Below are 21,923 nucleotides of genomic sequence, written 5' to 3' on the forward strand. Positions count from 1 at the left end.
ACTTTTTAATTAAGATGTTAGCTAAAGTTTATTAGTCAGAGTTTAAAGTTTAGGTGCCTCATTGATTTGGGGCATTTAAAGATCTGTCGTTAGTGAGATTCGGACTAGCACAGGCTTATAGATAGTAAGGAATAAAATGGCCGTTGAACTGAACGCATTACGCGACCAAATCGATGCAGTCGATAAACAAATGTTGGATTTACTGGCTCAGCGCCTTTCTTTAGTTGAGAAAGTCGGAGAGGTTAAAAGTGAGCACGGTTTGCCTATTTATGTACCAGAGCGCGAAGCCGCAATGCTTGCCTCGCGTCGTAAAGAAGCTGAAAAAATTGGTGTACCACCACGGTTAATCGAAGATATTTTACGCCGTACTATGCGTGAGTCCTATGCCAGTGAGAAAGACTCTGGTTTTAAGTGCCTTAAGCCAGAATTGCGTTCAGTTGTTATTGTTGGTGGTAATGGTCAACTTGGTGGCTTGTTTGGACGTATGTTCAAGCTTTCAGGTTACGATGTGAAAATCTTAGGAAGTAAAGACTGGGATAAAGCTGATGAGCTACTAGACAATGCTGGTCTTGTTGTTGTTACAGTGCCAATCCACTTGACGGAAGGTGTAATTGAAAAGCTAGGTAACTTGCCGAGTGACTGTATCTTATGTGATTTAACATCCATTAAGTCTAAGCCTCTGCAAACTATGCTTAACATGCATTCAGGTCCTGTTGTGGGTTTACACCCGATGTTTGGTCCTGACGTTCCAAGCCTTGCTAAACAAGTGATTGTTTACAGTGATGGTCGTGATGAAGAAAGCTACCAGTGGCTATTAAAACAATTTGGTATTTGGGGTGCTAGCCTATGCCAAATGGATGCCGCTGAACATGATCATGGTATGACCTTAATTCAAGCACTCCGCCACTTCACTTCATATGCTTACGGTCTTCATTTAAGTAAAGAAAACCCTAACATTGATCAGTTGTTGAAACTTAGCTCGCCAATTTACCGATTGGAAATTGCGATGGTTGGTCGTTTGTTTGCACAAGACCCTAACCTATACGGTGACATCATTCTTTCATCGGATGAAAATATTGAGATGATTAGACGTTTCCATAATTGTTTTGGGGAAGCATTGAATATTTTAGATGGTAAGGATAAGGAAACCTTTGTTCAAAGCTTCAATCAAGTTAGTGATTGGTTTGGTGATTACTCTCAACAGTTTTTAGAAGAAAGTCAGAACCTATTAAAGCAAGCCCATGACTCTATTCATAGAGGCTAGAATCGTTTTTAAATCATAAAAAAGAGCGACCATTTGGTCGCTCTTTTTTTGTATTGAATGTCTAGACAGCATTCGGTCTATAGTAGGCCAGAAGCAATTCGCTCATAGTAGACTAGAAGTAATTAGCTCATCATAGCCCTAAAGCAATTAGATCATCATAGGCTAATTAGTCGTGATAGGCTTTTTGCTATCTTCACTCGATACCGTTTCAATACTTGAATCTTTGTATGGAACATTGGTTAAATTAATTTGCAGCCTAACCACGTTATCAATTAATTGAACAAGTGGACCCCATTTCACTTTTGTTTCTTTTTCGAAAACGTAATTAAAGTTCTCGGGTGTCCAATCCATTAAGTACTGAGGGTTAAGTGAACGCCCTAAAAAGCGTACTTCATAGTGCAAATGAGGACCGGTAGAGTTACCAGAGTTACCACACTTTGCGATTACATCTCCTTTACTCACAAATTGACCGCTGCGAACGTTAAACTTTTGCAAGTGAGCATATGAACTCATGAAACCAAAAGAGTGACGCATAGTTAGGAAGTTACCAAAGCCTTTTTTACTTGGTCTGACGGTTTCGATCACCCCATCAGCAGGAGCAAGGATTTCTTCACCACGCTTACAAGTCAGGTCAATACCTGTATGAGTATGTCTCTTGCCCGTTATAGGATTAGTTCTTCGACCGTAAGATGATGAGATGCGTTGGTAAGCCATAGGGCTATCATTAGGAATCAAACGAAACATGGTCGCTCTTACCGCTGAATCAATTGCAGCAGCATCAATACGATCTTCTAAAGTCGAATCATCCGCTAACAAGTCTTCATCGGCTAGACCTAAAACAGATTCGACATCAAAAACACGTTTTCCGAGCAGTTGAATTTTCCCTTCTTTTTCTGTTAATTCTTGTGATAAAGAGTGGTTGGTGTCTACCTGCTCTTGATACAGAGATTCCACTTCACCTTTTTCAATATGAAGTTGGCTAAGGGCACTTTCAAATTCAGCTTGTTTTTCAGAAGTTGTAATCTGTTGGTTTTGATTTTCTGAATATAAATATACAGATCCGCCTATTAAGACAGGCACAGATAATAGTGCAGAGGCAATTAATAGAAGGGATTTTCGACCAAAGTAAAACGTCTGTTTCCCTTGGCCAGAAGGAATAGTGATAGAAACTTTTTGGGACATAACTACATAACAAAATGGTTTATTTAACTAACTAGAGCATTTGCTTATTGAATTTAGCTGCCTAGGTCGGATAGGTGTTCAATTTCGCGGTGAAGTAACTCATCATCACCGACATTAAGTTCAACTAAGCGTTTCAAATGACTAATACTATCAATATCTAAATGCTCTATGCGTAAACGCATTGAGGTATTGTTGGTAGAAATAATTGAAGCTTCTAGTTGAATCACTACATCACTATCATTTAGCTGAAAGCTAACATGAAGAGGTAAAGAGTGATTGAATAACAAAGCATCATCGCACTGCAGTAATACACCATGTAGCGATAAATCTTGAACAAAACCATTGAGTTGTAATCGGTCTTGTGAAGCTTTAGCTGGAACCTGGTAAATGATTCGTGAAAATCGACGTCTTTCAACCATAGTAGTTCTCTCTCATGATTTATTATAAGTACGATGACTTGTAAATATCTAAGGTCGCGATAATAGCGACCTTAGATTAAAATACAAGCAAATTTACTTAGCGATACGCTTGTACTTAATACGGTGAGGCTCTGCAGCTTGTGCACCGATAGTCTGTTTTAGCCATTCAGTATAGTCAGTATAGTTGCCTTCGTAGAAGTTAACCTGACCTTCATCACGGTAATCTAGAATATGAGTAGCAATACGGTCTAAGAACCAACGGTCATGCGAGATAACCATTGCACAACCAGGGAACTCAAGAAGCGCTTCTTCAAGTGCTCGTAGTGTTTCAACATCTAGGTCATTGGTAGGCTCATCGAGTAGTAATACGTTACCACCCGCTTTTAGCAGTTTCGCTAAGTGAACACGGTTACGCTCACCACCAGACAATTCACCGATAATCTTCTGCTGATCGATACCCTTGAAGTTGAAGCGAGAGCAGTATGCACGTGCAGGGATTTCGAAGTTGTTGATCTTAATAATATCAGCGCCTTCAGAGATCTCTTGGAATACTGTTTTAGTGTCGTCCATGCTGTCACGGAACTGATCAACAGAAGCAAGCTTAACGGTTTCGCCCAGTTCAACTGTGCCTGAATCTGGCTGTTCAGCACCACTTAGCATCTTGAACAGAGTCGATTTACCTGCACCGTTAGCACCCACGATACCTACGATGGCACCCTTAGGCATGCTGAACGATAGGTCGTCGATAAGAACGCGATCACCAAATGATTTTGTTAGGTTCTTAACTTCAAGAACTTTGTCGCCTAGACGCTCACCTGGCGGGATGAACAGTTCGTTGGTTTCGTTACGTTTCTGATATTGACCAGTTGTTAGTTCTTCAAAACGAGCCATACGAGCTTTAGATTTAGCTTGACGACCTTTAGGGTTTTGACGAACCCATTCCAGTTCTTTCTCGATCGTCTTTTGACGAGCGCTTTCACCAGCTTTCTCTTGCTTCAAACGCTCATCTTTTTGCTCTAACCAAGATGTGTAGTTACCTTCCCATGGAATACCTTCGCCACGGTCAAGTTCTAGAATCCAGCCAGCAGCGTTGTCTAGGAAGTAACGGTCGTGGGTAATCGCCACAACAGTACCGCTGTAATCAACAAGGAAGTGCTCAAGCCATGCTACTGATTCTGCATCCAAGTGGTTGGTTGGTTCATCAAGAAGCAGCATGTCAGGTTTTTCAAGAAGCAGACGACAGATAGCAACACGACGACGCTCACCACCTGATAGGAATTCAATTTTCGCATCCCACTCTGGAAGACGAAGTGCGTCAGCTGCACGCTCTAGAGCAGTCTCTAGGTTGTGACCGTCTTTTGCTTGAATTAGAGCTTCTAGCTCACCTTGTTCTTTAGCAAGAGCGTCGAAATCTGCATCTGGTTCTGCATAAGCAGCGTAAACCGCATCAATACGCTTAAGTGCATCAGCAACGTCAGAAACGGCTTCTTCAACGATTTCACGAACTGTTTTTGATTCATCAAGTACAGGCTCTTGCGGTAGGTAACCGACGTTAAGACCTTGCTGTGCGCGTGCCTCACCATCGATATCAGTATCAATACCAGCCATGATACGTAGTAGGGTAGATTTACCTGAACCATTTAGACCCAAAACACCGATTTTAGCGCCAGGAAAAAAGCTAAGAGAAATGTCTTTAAGAATTTGACGCTTAGGTGGAACAGTTTTGCTCACCCGAGACATGGTATATACGTATTCAGCCATTGCCGATCGATCCTAATTATTGTTCAAAATTATTGGCTATTTTATACCAATATTGGGGAATATGTTACTCCCTGCCAATAAATCGTATTTTGATGCTTGTTCTATGGAGGCTTAGATAATTTTTATCTTTAAAAATCTCAATAAATACAGGGAACGGGCACTGTCAGTCTTCATACCGTAATAATTCAGATGAAGTATTGTTAATTTAATAATATTTACACTCAAAACCTTTACATTTACTGCGATGTTTGGCGTTAATAGAGGAATTGCATATCAAATACGCACTAAGGAATAGAGCGGATGTTTTCTCGAATTTTAAAATCTAAATTAACGGCGTTAACCGCGGCTATTGTGTCATCTATATCAATGGTTCCAGATGGGCTTGCCAGCGTTGTCTCTGAATTAGAAATGCAGCGAATCAATTACGAAAAAGCACAAGACATTCTTGATAAGAAAGATTTAAAAGCTTACCAAGCGATTCGCCCTAGTATTACCGCTTATCCTTTAACGCCATATGTCGATTATCGAGCTTTTTTGGTTGGACTAGATAAAAAATCTCCAACTGAAGTCAGAGCCTTTATTGCTGAGAATAAAGCTTTTCCTTTCTCTAATCGTATCAGCGCTCCTTATCTGTCTGCTTTGTCTAAAAATAAAGATTGGGAAGGAGTACTTGAGTATCAAATACAAGAGCCTGTTGGAGAAAAATACCAATGTATTTATTACCGAGCTCATTATGAACGAGAGCAACATGAAATTGCTTTTAATGGTGCAAAGCAATTATGGCTAAGCGGCAATGGCGTCGATGATCAATGTGACCCACTTTTTAACTATTGGGATAAAGCTGGACTACGAACAGATGAACTAATCTTAGAGCGAATGTTGTTAGCTTTCGAAAATCGTAATGGCAAGCTGATGAGCTATCTAACAAAGCAATTAGACAGTGAAGAGTCAATTGCTCAAGCAAAAGCGATGAAGGCTATTTACCGTAAGCCGGAAGGCGTTTTGACTTTCGCGAAAAAATACCCAGCTAATGACTTTTATCGTTCTCAAACGGAGTTTGCATTTGAAAAGCTGGCAAGGAAGTCTTCTACAGAAGCGCAGTCAGTTTTCAATGATGTAATGAAAGCGCAAAAATTCCCTGAGAAAAAGCAACAAGAGCTGGCTGATTATGTTTCATTTCGCTTAATAAATACCGACTCAGATGCGCTTGCAGTATGGCGAGATGACGTTATCAGCACAACGTCAAGACAAACGTTATTAGAGCGAAGAGCACGTCTTGCAATTCAACATGCTGATTGGTCAGGTCTTGTGAAGTGGGTATCGAAATTGGATGAATCCCATCAAGCTTCTTTACGTTGGCAATATTGGTTAGGGCGTGCTGAAGTTGAAACTGGCAAGGTAACACAAGGCAAGCAGCGATTAATGGCAATCACGGGGCAGAGAAATTTTTATAGTGTAGCGGCAGCAAAAGAAATCAAGCAGTCAATTAATTATTCGACTTCAACATTAAAGTTAGAGCGTGAAAAAGTTGCGCCTTATAAAGAAACATTAGTGCGTATCTCTGAGTTAATTGATGTAGATAAAATTGCCGCAGCAAAAAGTGAATGGAGATGGTTACTTTCGAATGTAACCAAAGAAGAAAAGGCAATGCTTGCGGCTTATGCTGCACAAAAAGGGTGGAATCACTTATCTGTGACCGCTAGTATCTCAGCCAAAATATGGGATAACATTACCCTTAGGTTTCCTGTCGCTCATAAGTGGTGGTTTAACTTTTATGCAGAGAAAAACGATCTAGATCCTATCACCTTGATGTCTCTAGCAAGGCAAGAAAGCGCACTCGATGCTGATGCTAATTCTCCGGTGGGTGCTCGTGGGATCATGCAGATTATGCCTGCTACCGCTAAATATACAGCGAAAAAATATAAGCTAGCGTATCAAGGTCGTGATGAGCTTTATGAGGTGGGTAAAAATATTGAGATTGGTAGCCACTACCTAGATGGGTTATTGAATCAATATGATAACAACCGAATCTTTGCTTTAGCAGCTTACAATGCAGGTCCAAACCGAGTGAAGCTATGGCGTAAAAGAACGGATGGTAAGCTTGATGCGTATGCCTTCATTGAAGCGATTCCATTTAAGGAAACTCGTGGTTATGTTCAAAATATCTTGATGTTTGAAACGTATTACAGAGATATCTTAGGTGTGGATGGTGCTTTTTTGAATGAGCATGAAGTTCACCAGAATTACTAATTCATGAGAACTACTAATTCACCAAAGCGGCTAGTTGAATTGTGAGTGTGAGTCAGCCTTATTGGTTACTTACGCTCTTTAATATTGAATAGTTTTGCGTGTTTCGGTATACCTAGTGACAAATCGTATGAATGGTATTAACAAAAAGTGCCGTTCATTAAGCAGTATGGATGAGAGCAAGCATTCGATTATTTTCTGATGCGTATCTGTCTCATTCATGGTTCTAGCATGAATAAATCAAGAAGTAAGTGTAGATCATGGCATCACAACCAGAATATGAAAATTGGCAGCAGTTAATGGATTTAGTAAAAAGTGCCGCAGATAACGGGCAGCATGAACTACTACTGACAATGATGATGACTTCTGATGAAAGAGATGCCTTAGTGGCAAGAGTGAATATCCTTTGTGAGTTGATAAAAGGTGATATATCACAAAGGCAGGTTAGCCAGATGCTCGGGGTGGGTGTTGCAACTATTACTCGTGGTTCTAATGAGTTAAAAGCTAAATCTGACCAAGAAAAAGCAGAAATTGCTCAGTTACTTTTGAAGTGATAATTTTTTACTCAACTCAGATAAAAACGCTAGCCCAGTTGCTAGCGTTTTTACGTTTTATCATTCGATAAATTTTCTGAAAACAGAGGATGAGTTACGATACTGGAAAGTGCTCTGGGTTCATGAAAGGAATGAGAGCTAAAATCAGAGCTTGGTGATAAACAGAGCTTCGAGACAGTTGATTATGTGTCAAAAGCCCAATAGCTCCACCTTGCTGCTTAATATTGTTGGTACCAAAAACGTCATCCATCACGTCACCGAGCTCGTTAGCATGTTCTAATTTATTTAAAACGGCTGGTGGAAGCATAAGGCTTGCAGAACGAGACTCGCCTCTTTGCCCTTGAGATTCAATGATCATCCAGGCGAAAGTAATAGAACCTTCTATTCCGGCTTCCAGCCCTACATAAAAATGTGCATTAGGGTGAGCCAGAGCTGAGTTTCTTACTCGGTTCTCGGCGCCTAAATAAGTTTCATCGTTAGTCATGGGTTGATCTGCAACACCGCTGTCTACACTCACTCCAGTAAACGTGAAGTCTTCATTGGGTAAAGCCGATTGGAAAGCACTTTTAACAGCATTAATTTTTGCTGGGTTTAGCGAGGCAATGACAACAGATTTCATGGTTTAACTCTTATTGGCAGATGGACGTTAGTGAGAGTAATACTACTTGATGCTAATTATATAGTGATTGAGTGTTAGTGCTCAAACGTGTTTGTGACCAATATTTTAGTTCTTCAATCGGCATAGGCTTTCCGAAATAGTAACCTTGCATAAAATCACATTGGTAGTTAGCAAGCCATTGGTACATATCTTCTGTTTCTATCCCTTCTGCTGTCACCATTTTATTTTGAGCATGGCACAGTTCGATGATTGGTTTAACAATATGCTGATTATTGGTTGCCATTAGCGTTTCTAAAAACACTTTATCTAATTTGATTTTTTGAACAGGGTACTGAACAAGTTGTGTGATAGAAGTGTACCCAGAACCGAAGTCATCAATCGCTAGCTTATAGCCAAGGCGAGCTAATTCATGAAGCAATGGAAAACCTTGAGATTCTGATTCAAATGTTTCAGTTATTTCAAAATCAATCAATTCGGGGGGAATACGATTAGCTTTAGCGTGTTGATGAATAAATTCGGATAATCTAATCGTTTCTAGCTCTGCAGAAGATAGGTTAATGGATAGCTGAATAGCGTGAGGAAATTGGTCTTGGACCTTGTGAAACGATGCAAATGCATTTTTTATTACCCATTTGTCGACCAGATCGAATAGCCCTGTTTGTTCTGCTATAGGGATAAATTCATCAGGGGAGACAAAACCTAACTCTTTAGAAAACCAACGCAATAATACTTCGACACCAATAACTTTTTGTCCTGCGGTATCTAAATAGGGCATATACATCAATTTAAATTCATCATCAAAATGATTTTCTCTTAATGCTCTTTCTATATCTGCGCGGCGCTGTACAACCTTATCGAGATCTAAAGAATAATATGCGTGTTGGTTTTTTCCTGCTCGCTTTGCTTGATACATAGCAGTATCTGCATTGGAGATAAGTTTTTCTATGTTGTCGCCATCAGAAGGGTAGGTTGCAATACCAATACTGGCGGTAATAGGAAAGTTGCCAAGTTCAGTAATGAAACCGTGTTGCATTGGCGCGAGTAATTGATCAGAAAAATCTTTCGCAACATTACCTGAGTTAGCTGGAGCATTGATGAATACAGAGAATTCATCTCCCGATAATCGTGAAACCATGCAAGTGGCATAATGGTGGCTTTGGTAAGTATCGCAAATGTTCGAAATTCTCTGAGCAAATGCGACCAAAATAGAGTCACCAATTTGGTGTCCGTACTTATCATTTACGAATTTGAAATTATCTAAGTCAAGATAAAGAACCCAAATAGAACGGTTTATATTAGGAACTGATAAGGATACTTCAGCATGGTTTTGAAACTGATGTCGATTCGCTATTTGAGTGAGTTGGTCCTTTTCAGCTAAGATTTTGGTTTGCTGATAAGTGTTATCTAACTCTTGATACATAGTGTAAAAGCGATCTGATAGACGTCCAATTTCATCATTGCTGCCAAGGCGTTCGATGTTTTTCCGTTGTCGTCTTTCCACTTGTTTTAGTTGTGAATCTAAGCGTGTGATGGGGGTGATAATTGTGCGATATAGTAAGGTAAGCACCAGCCCCATGGTGACAAAGGCAGACAGCACAAACGAAGCTGTAATTTCGTTCCAGATTGAATTGAGTTTATTTCTCATCAAAAATGGAGCGGGATCAACGGTTGCATATAGTGCGGGTGATAACAGTATGGATTGAGTTAACCCTGTTTTTGTTTGAATTCGTTCAGAAGAAAAGAACAAACTGGTTTGATAATCGTATTCGATTTGTTTACGTAACGTATTGAATTTATCCAATGAAACGGATACTACAACAAAGAAAACATCGTCGACTTGATAGCTCAGTGGTGTGGCAAGAGTACGTTGATCTAATACTTCATAGCGAACCAACATTCCCTCACCTTGAGAGTTACGAGTGTAACTTATATTCGAGGTTTCTAGGGTCGATTGGTAGCTGTAGTTAATGTGTTCAAGGATTTTTGGGTCAATCTGAGCTAATTGCTCATGGCTGTTTTCGGCATAATATAAAACATCACGATTACCATCTAATAGAGCAAGACCTGTAAAACTGTTATTTCCATCTTGGAGTAAATTAATGGTCTCTTTCAGGTTTTCAACCAGCTCTAATTCTCTATATGGATTATCTTTGAGAAGAAAGTAACGTTTTATGATGTCACTCTTAGTTAGCGTATATGAGTAACTATTCAGAAATGAACGAGCCTGGCGAAAATGTCCCGCTAATTTCTCCATATCAAGCTGTAAAGAATTCTCTTCCCGCTTAATAAAAGCATCTTTCTGGTTGGTATAAATGATGTAGCTAGACATCGCCGTACTGCAAAGTATGACAGGGGCAATGAGAAGTAAAATTTTAGTACTTAGCTTCATGACGGGCTACAACAGTATTTATAATTTTGGCGTATAAGCCTATATCAGTTATAGATTGGGTGCTATTTATTAGACCTTATTCCGTGATCTGTTGTTATGGGAATAGAGTTTTATATCAAAGTTAACTATTGTTCTCTGTTAAGACCGTTCAAAGTTCAGTTGATTCAGCACGGTTGTTCTTAAAAAGATACGTGACATTATCAAAGTCACGGATGACTGCCTCGAACGTTATGGGGTACACATTGTTCGAGACAGTGATCTACATATAAGCTACTGAAGTTTTACTTGCGTTGCTTTGATATTTTCACTTGGGTAACAGCCTAGTACTTTTAAGTGCGTAGTGAGCTTGGTGAGCTCCGCAATTGCATGCTGCATGTTTTCTGAATCTAGATGAGCTTCTAAATCGACATAGAACATTTCTTCCCAAGGGTTCCCCATGATTGGACGAGATTCAAGTTTGGTCATATTGATGTGATGACGTTGCAGAACTAACAAGCTTTCAACCAGAGACCCAGCCTCTTGTGACGTTGACATAATCAGAGTCGTCTTTGCTGGAATTTGTGTAGACACTTCAACAGGTTTACGCGCTACGACAATGAAACGAGTATGGTTTTCTGTTTGGTTCGCAATATTTCCCTGTATAGATTGTAAGCCATACAATTTACCGCTTGAAGCGTTACCAATTGCGGCAACATCATCACTACCTAATTCTTTCACTTTCATCATCGCATCCGCGGTACTTGCACATGATTCAAGTGTTACGCCATTTAGCTTGCTTAGAAACTCGCTGCATTGCTGATGTGGCTGTGGATGTGAGTAAAGAGTCTTGATGTCTTCAATTCTGATATCGTTTTTAGCAACTAAGCAGTGCTCAATTGGCTGTGATAGTTCCCCTACGATGTAAAGAGTCGTGTGCTGAAGTAGGTCGTATACTTCATTGATAGAACCAGAGCTCGTGTTTTCAATAGGAAGCACACCGTAATCGGCATGACCTGACTCAACTGTAGTGGTTACTTCTTTAAAATGACCGCAGTTAAGCTCAATCAGCTCCATATTTTTACGGCTGAAATATTCTCGGCTTGCTAAATGAGAGTATGAGCCTTTCGAACCTAGAAAAGCGACTCTTGCAAGTGGCTTACGGCTCTGCGGGTTCGCTAAGTTTTGTAAGTAAGATTGCTGCAGTAAAACAGAATCTTCGATGATGGTATGGAAAAGCTTAGTTATATATTGAGCATCGAGTTGATATTTATCTTTGCCATTATTAATCAGTTTTACTAAAAGCTGTTGCTCACGTTCAGCGTCACGAACAGGTTTAGAGGTTTCTACTTTACTTTTAGCAACTTCAATACTGAGTTGTCTGCGTTCTGATAGTAGAGATAGTAATTGGTCATCCAGATCATTTAAGCGAAGGCGAATCTCATCTAGAGAAAGATGGCGGTCAGTCATGAATTTTTCCTTATAAAAAAGCCTCCCTTATTTGGGAGGCTTTCTGTTCGTTTTTGACTTGTTTTTCTAAAACGACTTAGCCTCCGATTTACGGAAGAAAAAAGAAGTCAAAAATAAACAGGTGTTGGTTATGCATAAAATGTGATTTTTTTATGAGTGTTTAACCACAATAAGCAAGCGTTGTTCGAGCGTCAAGCAAAAAAATAGCGCCATAGAGGCGCTATTCTCGAATCTTCGGATTTCCTTTATTCAACTTCGGCTTCTAGCTCTTCTATTTCTGGTTTTTCTGAACGGCGAGCTTCAGGTTTATGAATGAGTTTATTAAGTTGACGTTCTAGTTTTTGTTCAACTTCGTTGATTGCTACGTATAGGTCATCATGGATTGATGAAGCAACCAGTTTTCCTTTTGGTACTGTTAGTACGGCTTCGAATTTCTTTTTCTTATTTGGTTCTTCGCTAAAGCTTGCTTGGCATCCAATGATGTCGATTTGCCATTTATCAAGCTTGTTAAATTTACTTTCAATGTGCTCACGGATTGCAGAGGTGATGTCGATATTTTTACCAGTGATGTTCATTTTCATAGATTCTTTCCTCTGTGGTATCCCTTATGGGTTAACTTCAGATTACTGTTTCAAGGAATAAAAAACGTGATAAAGATCACTTTTGTGGCTAGAGAGATTATTATTAAAATCAAATGTGATCTTACGCAAACCTTTGTTCTTAAAATAATAAAACTGCTTGTTATCAATGACAAAAAGTCTAAATTGGAGGCAGGGTTTCGCTAAAAATTATTGTTGTTTTTAGGGGTGTTATACAGCCGTAAAAAATGAATGATTAAAACTTCACCATTTGTTTTAATAAGCACTTGATAGGATAAATGCTTATTAAAATGATGTTTTGTTCGAAAGCTCTTAGCAACCAATAAATACTCGAATTCAATAAAAAACCGCTTAGCTGTATTAAAGCGGTTTTTTTGGTTTTTAGCTTGTATCGTCTTTAGGGGAAATTATATTCCCTGCCGGTCTATGACAAAGTTAAGGAAGGTCACTATTTAAAGCTTGCGTTGTTTTTAAGTAACCGCGCATTGCCTGATCCTTTAATCGCTTGTATTGCCTCGAGTTGTTTGTAAATTACATAGTAGCGATTGATGTTCGTTACATAAGTAACAGGTTCTTTACTCACGTATTTTCGGGTGATGATTTCAACATTTTTAAACCACACATTTGGGTTATACCCTTTTGTCTTCGCCAGTTTTCTCATCTTTCTTATTTTAGCTGGACCAGCGTTGTAGGCCGCTAATGTAAAATATATTTGGTCATCAGGGCTTATTGCTTCATCGTTAAAATATCTATCTTTGATAAACCGCATGTACTTGATACCAGCATGAATATTATTGTCGACTTTATGTATGTTAGGAATGTTGACGTTTTTATCTCTCGCGGTACTCGGCAGGACTTGCATAACTCCAATCGCGCCTTTATGAGATACGCGGCTTTGATCTAATCCCGACTCTTGAAAACCTTGAGCAGACATCATTAATGGATCGAATTCGTACTTACTTGAATACTTTTGAAAGACTTCAGATAAATTCGCAACTCGGTCCACTTTTTTGGGGTTAAGCACTCGGCTTAACCAGCGTGTATTATCGATATACTTTTGATAAATCACATTGCCTAGTAATGTTCCGGAGCGGGCGGTTTTTACGTATTTGTTAATTTCTTTTTTTAATTGCGGACTATTTTTTCTTAAAGCCCAAGCTATTTTGCTATTTTCACGTAAAGGCAGAGATTCATGTATTTGTATGTTCTCCATAACATTCAGCCACAGCCTAGCTTTATGGCTGTCTAGGATAGTGCTCTCTATGTAGCCTTGGTTCACTAGCTCAATTAATTCGTAATCTTGAAGGGATTCTTCAATGAAGTGAACATAAACTGGGGGCAAACCCTTCTTATTTAGTTCTTCATTCACTCGTTGGATACTTTCAAAGTAGCTAGAACTAGCTCTTATCCAAACTTCTCGTCCACTTAATTGTTCAATTGAAGTAAAGCTTTCAGTTTTTAGACCTGTAATGAACAGCTCTTTGCCGTTTTGGATCATTGGGTTAGCAAAGTCGATCACTTTCAGTCTTTTGTCGGTAATGGTCAGGTTAGCTACCGCAACATCACCATAACCAGACTTTAAAGAGGGAAGTAAATCGTCACGTTGTACGGGAATGATTTGTACATTTAGATAGGGGTTTTTCTTTTTTAAGCTTTTTTCAAAGTGGTAAAGCATCTCAGCAATAATGCCTTTGGGTTTTCCATCTTCTATAAAATAAAAACCAAGATCAGCCGAAACAAGCACTCTCACTGTGCCTTTTTTCTTTAGTTGATCTAAGTCTCCCACATAAGGGGCGTTACTTAATGGGGATAGCTCTAATGCATTTAAAAGCGGAGTAAATCCGACAATTAAAATGAGTAATATCAACCTGCTCACATCCACACTCCATGTTGATGTTATGTTAATAGTTATTCATTAAAGATACCGTGTACAATGCGATTCATCAAGTTTGCGATTTTTGACGAAAAAAAACGCACTATAAATAGTGCGTTAGATTTGTGTGTGTCCCACATACATAACTTATAGAGGGTTTAGCTCGATAAGTTGTTCTGTTCTTTTCGCTGCGTCATCTAATTTTAATTGGCGGTAAGCCTCCAATTGAATATCTAATGATTTTCTTGCAGCGATAGTGTCTGGGTATGTTTTTTGTAGTTCTTGACTACGGTTGATCGCCGCAATCCATGCTTCGCGACGCAAGTAAAAATCAGCCGTCGCTAAATCGTATTCTGCTAAACGATTTTTTAATGCAAACATACGTTTTTGCGAATCTTCAGCGTATGGGCTTTCAGGGAAACGTTCGAGTAACTTTTTAAAATCAGCAAAAGCAAGTTTTACAGGCTCTGGATCTCGGTCACTACGATCTATATTAAATAGGTCGTGCATAAAGTTTCGGTCTTGAGCCATGTGTGTTAGCCCGCGCATGTATAGCACCCAGTCCTGTTTTTCATGAGTTGGGTTTAGGCGTAAAAATCGAGAAATGGTTGCCAAGCCTAGCGCAAGGTCGTCATTTTTGTAGTAAGCGTAGATTAAGTCGAGTTGCACTTGTTCAGAGTAAGCACCGAAAGGGTAGCGAGAGTCTAGTGCTTCTAACTTTTCTATTGCTGTTAGCCAGCTACCACTTTGCAGGGAAACTTGAGCTTCTGAATAGAGAACCGATGGTGGAACATCAGGAACTATTTCGTTGCTACTTGAACAGCCAACTAACAATGTTAATGCCAATAGGCCCGATAAAGTAAAGTGTTTCATGTCCGGGGTCGATTCCTTGAATTTAAATATTTCGTAAGCTTCCGTTACTTTCTAACCAGTAACAGATACAATGATGCAATTATTCTATTTTATCCATACTAATGGGTATTAGTCTCACGGTTTTTAAAAAAGTTCGATATGGCTCAGCAGATAACATTAACAGACACAGTAAAAAGCAGCCAGTTAGGTCAACGTTTAGACCAAGCTGTCGCTGAACTATTTACCGATTTTTCTCGCTCTCGTATTAAAGAGTGGCTTCTTGACGGCAAAATCCAAGTGGATGGCGAAGTTATCACTAAACCGCGCACCATAGTTTTAGGCGGTGAAGCGATCATCTTACAAGCAGAGCTTGCGGATGAAGAGCGCTGGGAAGCACAAGATATTCCGTTAGACATTGTCTATGAAGATGATGATTTATTGGTTATCAATAAACCTCGCGATCTGGTTGTACACCCAGGCGCAGGTACGCCGGATGGAACCATACTAAACGCATTGCTTTTCCATTACCCTCAGATTGCTGAAGTACCTCGTGCGGGTATTGTGCACCGTCTTGATAAAGACACAACTGGTCTTATGGTTGTGGCTAAAACGGTTCCAGCTCAAACTCGTCTTGTACGAGCTCTTGCTAAACGTCGTATTACTCGTGAATATGAAGCAATTGCTATTGGTAAAATGACAGCGGGTGGTGTGGTTGAGAAAGGCATTAGCCGTCATGCAACTAAGCGTACGTTAATGGACGTAAATGAATTAGGTAAGCCTGCGGTAACTCACTACCGTGTTGCTGAACACTTCCGCGAACATACTCGTATTCGTCTGCGTCTAGAAACAGGTCGTACTCACCAAATTCGTGTTCATATGTCATACCTTCAGCACCCGCTGTTAGGTGATATTGCGTACGGTGGTCGTGCTCGTATTCCAAAAGGTGCATCTGAAGAGCTGACGACAATGATTCGTTCTTTTGATCGCCAAGCACTGCATGCTGTAATGCTTAAATTTGTTCACCCTATTACTGGTGAAGAAGTTGAGTTCCACGCTCCTGTCCCAAATGACATGGTTGTGATGGCAGAAGCACTACGCGTTGATGCTCGCGAAAATCACGAAGACGACATTTAATTATGTCGCTGATCGTCCCTGACTGGAATTCGCCTTCAAATGTCAAAGCATTTTCTTCGACAAGAGTTGGTGGTTTTTCAAAAGATGAATATCGAGGGCTAAACCTCGGTACTCATGTTGGGGATGACATTAATTTAGTTCAGAAGAATCGAAAATATCTTCAATGCCAAGAAGACATGCCTAGTGCTCCTGTCTGGTTAAATCAAACTCACTCTACCCATGTGGTTGAATTGCTGAAGCCTACTCTAGAAGTTTTGGATGCAGATGGCGCATTTTCAATGTCTCCAGGTGTCGTATGCTCTGCAATGACAGCCGATTGCCTTCCTGTATTGTTGACGAATACTTCAGGCACTCAAGTTGCAGCCGTTCATGCGGGGTGGCGTGGTCTTGCTGGTGGCATTATTGAAAATGCGATAGCCAAGTTTAAAGAACATGATCCACAAAGCGAAATTATGGCTTGGCTTGGTCCTGCAATTGGTCCATCAGTATTTGAAGTGGGAAGTGATGTGGTTCAAGCCTTTGTTGATTTTGATTCGAACGCGAAAGCTGCATTTCAAACAAAACCTGAACAGGGCAAGTGGTTGGCGAATATGTCTCAATTAGCTCGTCAGCGTTTGAACTCAGTCGGAGTCACTGAAATCTCAGATTCAAATCTTTGTACTTACTCAGATCCTGAATTATTTTATTCATACAGAAGAGATGGAGTAACTGGTCGTCAAGCAACATTCATCTGGATGACGTAACGCTTCTATATAACCTCTATATCTTTTCGATTTGTTCGCTCTCATATCTTCATCTCCCCCCTTGAAAATTCACGTTACCGTATCCATCTTCTAACCATAAAGAAAACATAATCTTAATGAGTTAGGAAGGTTGGAATGCGTCTTGATCGTTTCACAAGTAAATTTCAAATTGCGATATCTGATGCACAGTCACTAGCACTTGGTCGTGATCATCAATATATTGAGCCCGTACATTTAATGGTTTCGTTATTAAACCAAGATAGCAGTGCCATTCGTCCATTATTGACGATGCTAAATGTTGATGTTGTTCAGTTACGTTCGAAACTGAGTGAAATGCTCGACCGAGTTCCTAAAGTTAGCGGAATCGGCGGTGATGTCCAACTTTCCAGTGCCATGGGCACGCTTTTCAATATGTGTGACAAAGTAGCGCAAAAGCGTCAAGACACATACATCTCTTCTGAAGTGTTTCTACTCGCAGCAATCGATGATCGAGGACCTCTAGGTAACTTGTTAAAAGAGCTAGGGGTAACTGAACCGAAGTTGACTCAAGCTATTGAAAAGATTCGAGGCGGACAAAAGGTAGACGACCCGAATGCTGAAGACAGACGACAAGCTTTAGAAAAATTTACTATAGATTTAACAGAGCGTGCAGAGCAGGGAAAATTGGATCCTGTCATTGGGCGTGATGATGAAATCCGTAGAACTATTCAAGTATTGCAACGCCGAACTAAGAATAACCCTGTAATTATTGGTGAACCTGGTGTAGGTAAAACGGCGATTGTTGAAGGACTGGCACAGCGTATTATCAATAATGAAGTACCTGAGGGCTTGCGTGGTCGACGTGTTCTATCGTTAGATATGGGCTCATTAGTCGCAGGTGCGAAATATCGAGGCGAATTTGAAGAGCGCCTCAAATCAGTACTGAATGAGCTTTCTAAAGAAGAAGGCAACGTCATACTATTTATCGATGAACTTCATACCATGGTTGGTGCGGGCAAAGGTGAAGGTTCTATGGATGCTGGGAATATGCTTAAACCAGCACTTGCACGAGGTGAACTTCATTGTGTAGGAGCGACCACTCTTGATGAATACCGCCAGTATATCGAAAAAGATCCAGCTCTAGAGCGTAGATTCCAGAAAGTACTCGTTGATGAACCAACAGTGGAAGACACAGTTGCGATTCTTCGTGGGCTAAAAGAACGTTATGAGCTACATCATCATGTAGAGATTACAGATCCTGCAATTGTCGCTGCCGCTAGTTTATCCCATCGTTATGTTTCAGATCGTCAGTTACCAGATAAAGCGATCGATCTTATTGATGAAGCAGCTTCAAGTATCCGTATGCAAATTGATTCAAAACCTGAGTCTTTAGACAAGTTAGAGCGGAAAATCATTCAACTTAAAATCGAGCAACAAGCTTTAACTAATGAGAATGATGAAGCAAGTAACAAACGTTTGAATACACTGCAAAATGAATTGCTTGATAAAGAGCGTGATTTTGCAGAGCTAGAAGAAGTTTGGAATGCTGAAAAAGCAGCACTTTCAGGCACCCAACATATTAAAGCCGAATTAGAACAGTCTCGAATGGATATGGACTTTGCACGTCGAGCGGGTGATCTAAATCGTATGTCTGAACTTCAGTATGGACGAATCCCTGAACTAGAGAAACAACTGGATCTTGCCACGCAAGCTGAGATGCAAGAAATGACGTTGCTGCGTAATAAAGTGACTGAAGCTGAAATTGCAGACGTATTGTCAAAGCAGACAGGTATACCCGTTTCAAAAATGTTAGAAGCTGAAAAAGAAAAGCTTCTCAAGATGGAAGGTGTTCTGCATAACAAAGTAATAGGTCAAGCTGAAGCGGTTGAAGTAGTTTCTAATGCAATACGTCGTAGTCGAGCAGGGCTCTCTGATCCAAATAAGCCTATTGGGTCTTTCCTATTTTTAGGACCTACAGGGGTTGGTAAAACGGAATTATGTAAGACGCTCGCAAATTTCATGTTTGATAGCGATGATGCCATGGTTCGAATTGATATGTCTGAGTTTATGGAGAAGCACTCTGTTGCTCGACTTGTTGGTGCACCTCCTGGTTATGTAGGGTATGAAGAGGGTGGGTACTTAACTGAAGCTGTCAGACGAAAACCCTATTCCGTTATTTTACTTGATGAAGTAGAGAAAGCTCACCCTGACGTCTTTAATATATTACTCCAAGTTCTAGATGATGGTCGTTTGACTGATGGGCAAGGAAGAACGGTTGATTTTCGTAATACAGTTGTAATCATGACTTCTAATTTAGGGTCATCACGAATTCAAGAAAACTTCCATTCACTTGATTATCAGGGAATTAAAGATGAAGTTATGGAAGTGGTAGGTAAGCACTTTAGACCAGAGTTTTTGAACCGTGTTGATGAAAGTGTTGTTTTCCATCCGTTAGGGCAAGAACATATTAAATCAATAGCATCGATCCAGTTACAGCACCTTAGCAAGCGAATGGAAGATAATGGATATGAGTTAGAAGTAACAGCTCCAGCGCTAGATCTCATTGCTCAAGTCGGCTTTGATCCTGTTTATGGCGCTCGTCCATTAAAAAGGGCAATACAACAAAGTGTAGAGAATCCATTAGCAAAAGCGATTTTAGCAGGCAAAGTTGATCCAGATAAGAAAGTTCAGTTGCGTGTAAGTAATGACAAGATTGTTGCTCATCAATAGTGGTGATGTTCTTCGTGCTAATAAATAATCTAATTGATGGAAATATTATCGCTTTGGTTGTTTTGTGTTCATGTGAATGGTTAATCGTAATTTTTCCTTGAACTCACTAAATTAGTCTCTATAATCCGCTCTCGTTGTCAGGCAAGACTAAACAGTTTCCTGAAGCGATAGCGGTTAATTTATTAATAAATTAAGTCTAGATAATTAAAGCTAAAAAAGTGTTTGACACTGAGTTTTGATTCGCTAGAATGACCGTCCACTTGAAAGGCTTCATTAACTTGAAGTGTTGAAAGTAAAGCTCTTTAATAATTTAAACCTATCAATCTGTGTGGGCACTCGTTGATGAATATCAAAATTTGTTTTGCATTAGCAAAGCAAGGTTTCCTCGGAAATCAATTTGGTTTCAATGAGCTGAGTGACCAATACAAAATTAAGTTTACTTAATTTTGGCACAGTCAATTCATTACCATTCTGTTGGAATGGTAATAGCTTTAGAATTACATGTTTACTTCGGTAAATATTAGTTTTGAAGTCAGTATTCATTGAGCCGACAAAATCTTAAATTGAAGAGTTTGATCATGGCTCAGATTGAACGCTGGCGGCAGGCCTAACACATGCAAGTCGAGCGGAAACGACAACATTGACTCTTCGGATGATTTGTTGGGCGTCGAGCGGCGGACGGGTGAGTAATGCCTAGGAAGTTGCCCGGTAGAGGGGGATAACCATTGGAAACGATGGCTAATACCGCATAATCTCTACGGAGCAAAGCAGGGGACCTTCGGGCCTTGTGCTACCGGATACGCCTAGGTGGGATTAGCTAGTTGGTGAGGTAATGGCTCACCAAGGCGACGATCCCTAGCTGGTCTGAGAGGATGATCAGCCACACTGGAACTGAGACACGGTCCAGACTCCTACGGGAGGCAGCAGTGGGGAATATTGCACAATGGGCGAAAGCCTGATGCAGCCATGCCGCGTGTATGAAGAAGGCCTTCGGGTTGTAAAGTACTTTCAGTTGTGAGGAAGGGGGTAAGCTTAATACGCTTATCTCTTGACGTTAGCAACAGAAGAAGCACCGGCTAACTCCGTGCCAGCAGCCGCGGTAATACGGAGGGTGCGAGCGTTAATCGGAATTACTGGGCGTAAAGCGCATGCAGGTGGTTCATTAAGTCAGATGTGAAAGCCCGGGGCTCAACCTCGGAACTGCATTTGAAACTGGTGAACTAGAGTACTGTAGAGGGGGGTAGAATTTCAGGTGTAGCGGTGAAATGCGTAGAGATCTGAAGGAATACCAGTGGCGAAGGCGGCCCCCTGGACAGATACTGACACTCAGATGCGAAAGCGTGGGGAGCAAACAGGATTAGATACCCTGGTAGTCCACGCCGTAAACGATGTCTACTTGGAGGTTGTGGCCTTGAGCCGTGGCTTTCGGAGCTAACGCGTTAAGTAGACCGCCTGGGGAGTACGGTCGCAAGATTAAAACTCAAATGAATTGACGGGGGCCCGCACAAGCGGTGGAGCATGTGGTTTAATTCGATGCAACGCGAAGAACCTTACCTACTCTTGACATCCAGAGAAGCCAGCGGAGACGCAGGTGTGCCTTCGGGAGCTCTGAGACAGGTGCTGCATGGCTGTCGTCAGCTCGTGTTGTGAAATGTTGGGTTAAGTCCCGCAACGAGCGCAACCCTTATCCTTGTTTGCCAGCGAGTAATGTCGGGAACTCCAGGGAGACTGCCGGTGATAAACCGGAGGAAGGTGGGGACGACGTCAAGTCATCATGGCCCTTACGAGTAGGGCTACACACGTGCTACAATGGCGCATACAGAGGGCAGCAAGCTAGCGATAGTGAGCGAATCCCAAAAAGTGCGTCGTAGTCCGGATTGGAGTCTGCAACTCGACTCCATGAAGTCGGAATCGCTAGTAATCGTGAATCAGAATGTCACGGTGAATACGTTCCCGGGCCTTGTACACACCGCCCGTCACACCATGGGAGTGGGCTGCAAAAGAAGTGGGTAGTTTAACCTTTCGGGGAGGACGCTCACCACTTTGTGGTTCATGACTGGGGTGAAGTCGTAACAAGGTAGCCCTAGGGGAACCTGGGGCTGGATCACCTCCTTATACGAAGATATCGTTGA

Annotated in this window: 15 protein-coding genes, 1 rRNA gene and 1 other annotated feature; of the genes, 7 read left to right on the plus strand and 9 right to left on the minus strand. The window is 40.8% G+C overall.

Going from position 1 to position 21,923, the window contains the following annotated elements:
- Positions 1-136 precede the first annotated feature (136 nt).
- Positions 137-1,264, plus strand: coding sequence for a bifunctional chorismate mutase/prephenate dehydrogenase (tyrA, locus tag OCU78_RS02725; RefSeq protein ID WP_137374570.1), 1,128 nt, complete (start codon positions 137-139; stop codon positions 1,262-1,264).
- 162 nt (positions 1,265-1,426) lie between these two features.
- Here tyrA and OCU78_RS02730 read toward each other — a convergent pair whose 3' ends face one another.
- The 3 genes from OCU78_RS02730 to ettA all read right to left on the minus strand — a co-directional run bounded on the left by OCU78_RS02730 (position 1,427) and on the right by ettA (position 4,626).
- Entirely contained in the window at positions 1,427-2,446 is a 1,020-nt protein-coding gene (locus tag OCU78_RS02730; protein WP_137374571.1) for a M23 family metallopeptidase, read from the minus strand.
- Between the two features lie 53 nt (positions 2,447-2,499).
- Positions 2,500-2,865, minus strand: a complete 366-nt coding sequence (locus OCU78_RS02735; protein WP_137374572.1) for a PilZ domain-containing protein — start codon at positions 2,863-2,865, stop codon at positions 2,500-2,502.
- A 93-nt stretch (positions 2,866-2,958) separates the two neighbouring features.
- The gene (gene ettA / locus OCU78_RS02740) at positions 2,959-4,626 is read right to left on the minus strand and encodes an energy-dependent translational throttle protein EttA (RefSeq protein ID WP_137374573.1); all 1,668 of its coding nucleotides are present in this window, start codon (positions 4,624-4,626) and stop codon (positions 2,959-2,961) included.
- 300 nt (positions 4,627-4,926) lie between these two features.
- Between ettA and OCU78_RS02745 the strand changes: the two genes are divergently transcribed.
- Together OCU78_RS02745 and trpR are read left to right on the plus strand one after the other, a co-directional pair.
- Complete coding sequence (locus tag OCU78_RS02745; RefSeq protein WP_137374574.1) at positions 4,927-6,876, plus strand: transglycosylase SLT domain-containing protein; 1,950 nt, start codon at positions 4,927-4,929, stop codon at positions 6,874-6,876.
- 257 nt (positions 6,877-7,133) lie between these two features.
- Positions 7,134-7,427, plus strand: a complete 294-nt coding sequence (gene trpR, locus OCU78_RS02750; RefSeq protein WP_137374575.1) for a trp operon repressor — start codon at positions 7,134-7,136, stop codon at positions 7,425-7,427.
- Between the two features lie 94 nt (positions 7,428-7,521).
- Here trpR and yjjX read toward each other — a convergent pair whose 3' ends face one another.
- The 6 genes from yjjX to OCU78_RS02780 form a co-directional block, all read right to left on the minus strand.
- Entirely contained in the window at positions 7,522-8,046 is a 525-nt protein-coding gene (gene yjjX / locus OCU78_RS02755) for an inosine/xanthosine triphosphatase (protein ID WP_137374576.1), read from the minus strand.
- Between the two features lie 52 nt (positions 8,047-8,098).
- The gene (locus tag OCU78_RS02760; RefSeq protein ID WP_137374577.1) at positions 8,099-10,435 is read right to left on the minus strand and encodes a putative bifunctional diguanylate cyclase/phosphodiesterase; all 2,337 of its coding nucleotides are present in this window, start codon (positions 10,433-10,435) and stop codon (positions 8,099-8,101) included.
- A 270-nt stretch (positions 10,436-10,705) separates the two neighbouring features.
- Entirely contained in the window at positions 10,706-11,881 is a 1,176-nt protein-coding gene (pheA, locus tag OCU78_RS02765) for a prephenate dehydratase (RefSeq protein ID WP_137374578.1), read from the minus strand.
- Between the two features lie 12 nt (positions 11,882-11,893).
- Positions 11,894-12,014 (minus strand) — a sequence feature (Phe leader region).
- A 112-nt stretch (positions 12,015-12,126) separates the two neighbouring features.
- Entirely contained in the window at positions 12,127-12,462 is a 336-nt protein-coding gene (gene hpf, locus OCU78_RS02770; protein WP_137374579.1) for a ribosome hibernation-promoting factor, HPF/YfiA family, read from the minus strand.
- A gap of 466 nt (positions 12,463-12,928) precedes the next feature.
- Positions 12,929-14,362 carry an MltF family protein gene (locus OCU78_RS02775; RefSeq protein WP_137374580.1) on the minus strand — a complete coding sequence of 478 codons (1,434 nt, stop codon included), beginning with the start codon at positions 14,360-14,362 and terminating at the stop codon, positions 12,929-12,931.
- A gap of 138 nt (positions 14,363-14,500) precedes the next feature.
- On the minus strand, positions 14,501-15,226 hold the full coding sequence (locus OCU78_RS02780; protein ID WP_137374581.1) for an outer membrane protein assembly factor BamD: 726 nt from the start codon (positions 15,224-15,226) through the stop codon (positions 14,501-14,503).
- 138 nt (positions 15,227-15,364) lie between these two features.
- On the opposite strand from OCU78_RS02780, the gene rluD reads away from it, so the two are divergent.
- The 4 genes from rluD to OCU78_RS02800 all read left to right on the plus strand — a co-directional run bounded on the left by rluD (position 15,365) and on the right by OCU78_RS02800 (position 21,906).
- Positions 15,365-16,339, plus strand: coding sequence for a 23S rRNA pseudouridine(1911/1915/1917) synthase RluD (rluD, locus tag OCU78_RS02785; protein ID WP_004735031.1), 975 nt, complete (start codon positions 15,365-15,367; stop codon positions 16,337-16,339).
- Between the two features lie 2 nt (positions 16,340-16,341).
- The gene (pgeF, locus tag OCU78_RS02790; protein WP_137374582.1) at positions 16,342-17,082 is read left to right on the plus strand and encodes a peptidoglycan editing factor PgeF; all 741 of its coding nucleotides are present in this window, start codon (positions 16,342-16,344) and stop codon (positions 17,080-17,082) included.
- 135 nt (positions 17,083-17,217) lie between these two features.
- Positions 17,218-19,791 (plus strand): ATP-dependent chaperone ClpB, encoded by a 2,574-nt coding sequence (gene clpB, locus OCU78_RS02795; protein ID WP_137374583.1) that lies wholly within the window; start codon positions 17,218-17,220, stop codon positions 19,789-19,791.
- Between the two features lie 560 nt (positions 19,792-20,351).
- Positions 20,352-21,906: ribosomal RNA gene (locus OCU78_RS02800) — 16S ribosomal RNA — on the plus strand.
- The last annotated feature ends 17 nt before the right edge of the window (positions 21,907-21,923 follow it).

Source organism: Vibrio gallaecicus, from assembly GCF_024347495.1.
GTDB lineage: Bacteria > Pseudomonadota > Gammaproteobacteria > Enterobacterales > Vibrionaceae > Vibrio > Vibrio gallaecicus.

Bases quoted from the DNA above. Each gene is read 5' to 3' on its own strand.
- clpB (WP_137374583.1), top strand. From the start codon at position 17,218: ATGCGTCTTGATCGTTTCACAAGTAAATTTCAAATTGCGATATCTGAT.
- rluD (WP_004735031.1), top strand. From the start codon at position 15,365: ATGGCTCAGCAGATAACATTAACAGACACAGTAAAAAGCAGCCAGTTA.
- OCU78_RS02745 (WP_137374574.1), top strand. From the start codon at position 4,927: ATGTTTTCTCGAATTTTAAAATCTAAATTAACGGCGTTAACCGCGGCT.
- pheA (WP_137374578.1), bottom strand. From the start codon at position 11,881: ATGACTGACCGCCATCTTTCTCTAGATGAGATTCGCCTTCGCTTAAAT.
- ettA (WP_137374573.1), bottom strand. From the start codon at position 4,626: ATGGCTGAATACGTATATACCATGTCTCGGGTGAGCAAAACTGTTCCA.
- pgeF (WP_137374582.1), top strand. From the start codon at position 16,342: ATGTCGCTGATCGTCCCTGACTGGAATTCGCCTTCAAATGTCAAAGCA.
- hpf (WP_137374579.1), bottom strand. From the start codon at position 12,462: ATGAAAATGAACATCACTGGTAAAAATATCGACATCACCTCTGCAATC.
- OCU78_RS02730 (WP_137374571.1), bottom strand. From the start codon at position 2,446: ATGTCCCAAAAAGTTTCTATCACTATTCCTTCTGGCCAAGGGAAACAG.
- yjjX (WP_137374576.1), bottom strand. From the start codon at position 8,046: ATGAAATCTGTTGTCATTGCCTCGCTAAACCCAGCAAAAATTAATGCT.
- OCU78_RS02735 (WP_137374572.1), bottom strand. From the start codon at position 2,865: ATGGTTGAAAGACGTCGATTTTCACGAATCATTTACCAGGTTCCAGCT.
- OCU78_RS02760 (WP_137374577.1), bottom strand. From the start codon at position 10,435: ATGAAGCTAAGTACTAAAATTTTACTTCTCATTGCCCCTGTCATACTT.
- trpR (WP_137374575.1), top strand. From the start codon at position 7,134: ATGGCATCACAACCAGAATATGAAAATTGGCAGCAGTTAATGGATTTA.
- tyrA (WP_137374570.1), top strand. From the start codon at position 137: ATGGCCGTTGAACTGAACGCATTACGCGACCAAATCGATGCAGTCGAT.
- OCU78_RS02780 (WP_137374581.1), bottom strand. From the start codon at position 15,226: ATGAAACACTTTACTTTATCGGGCCTATTGGCATTAACATTGTTAGTT.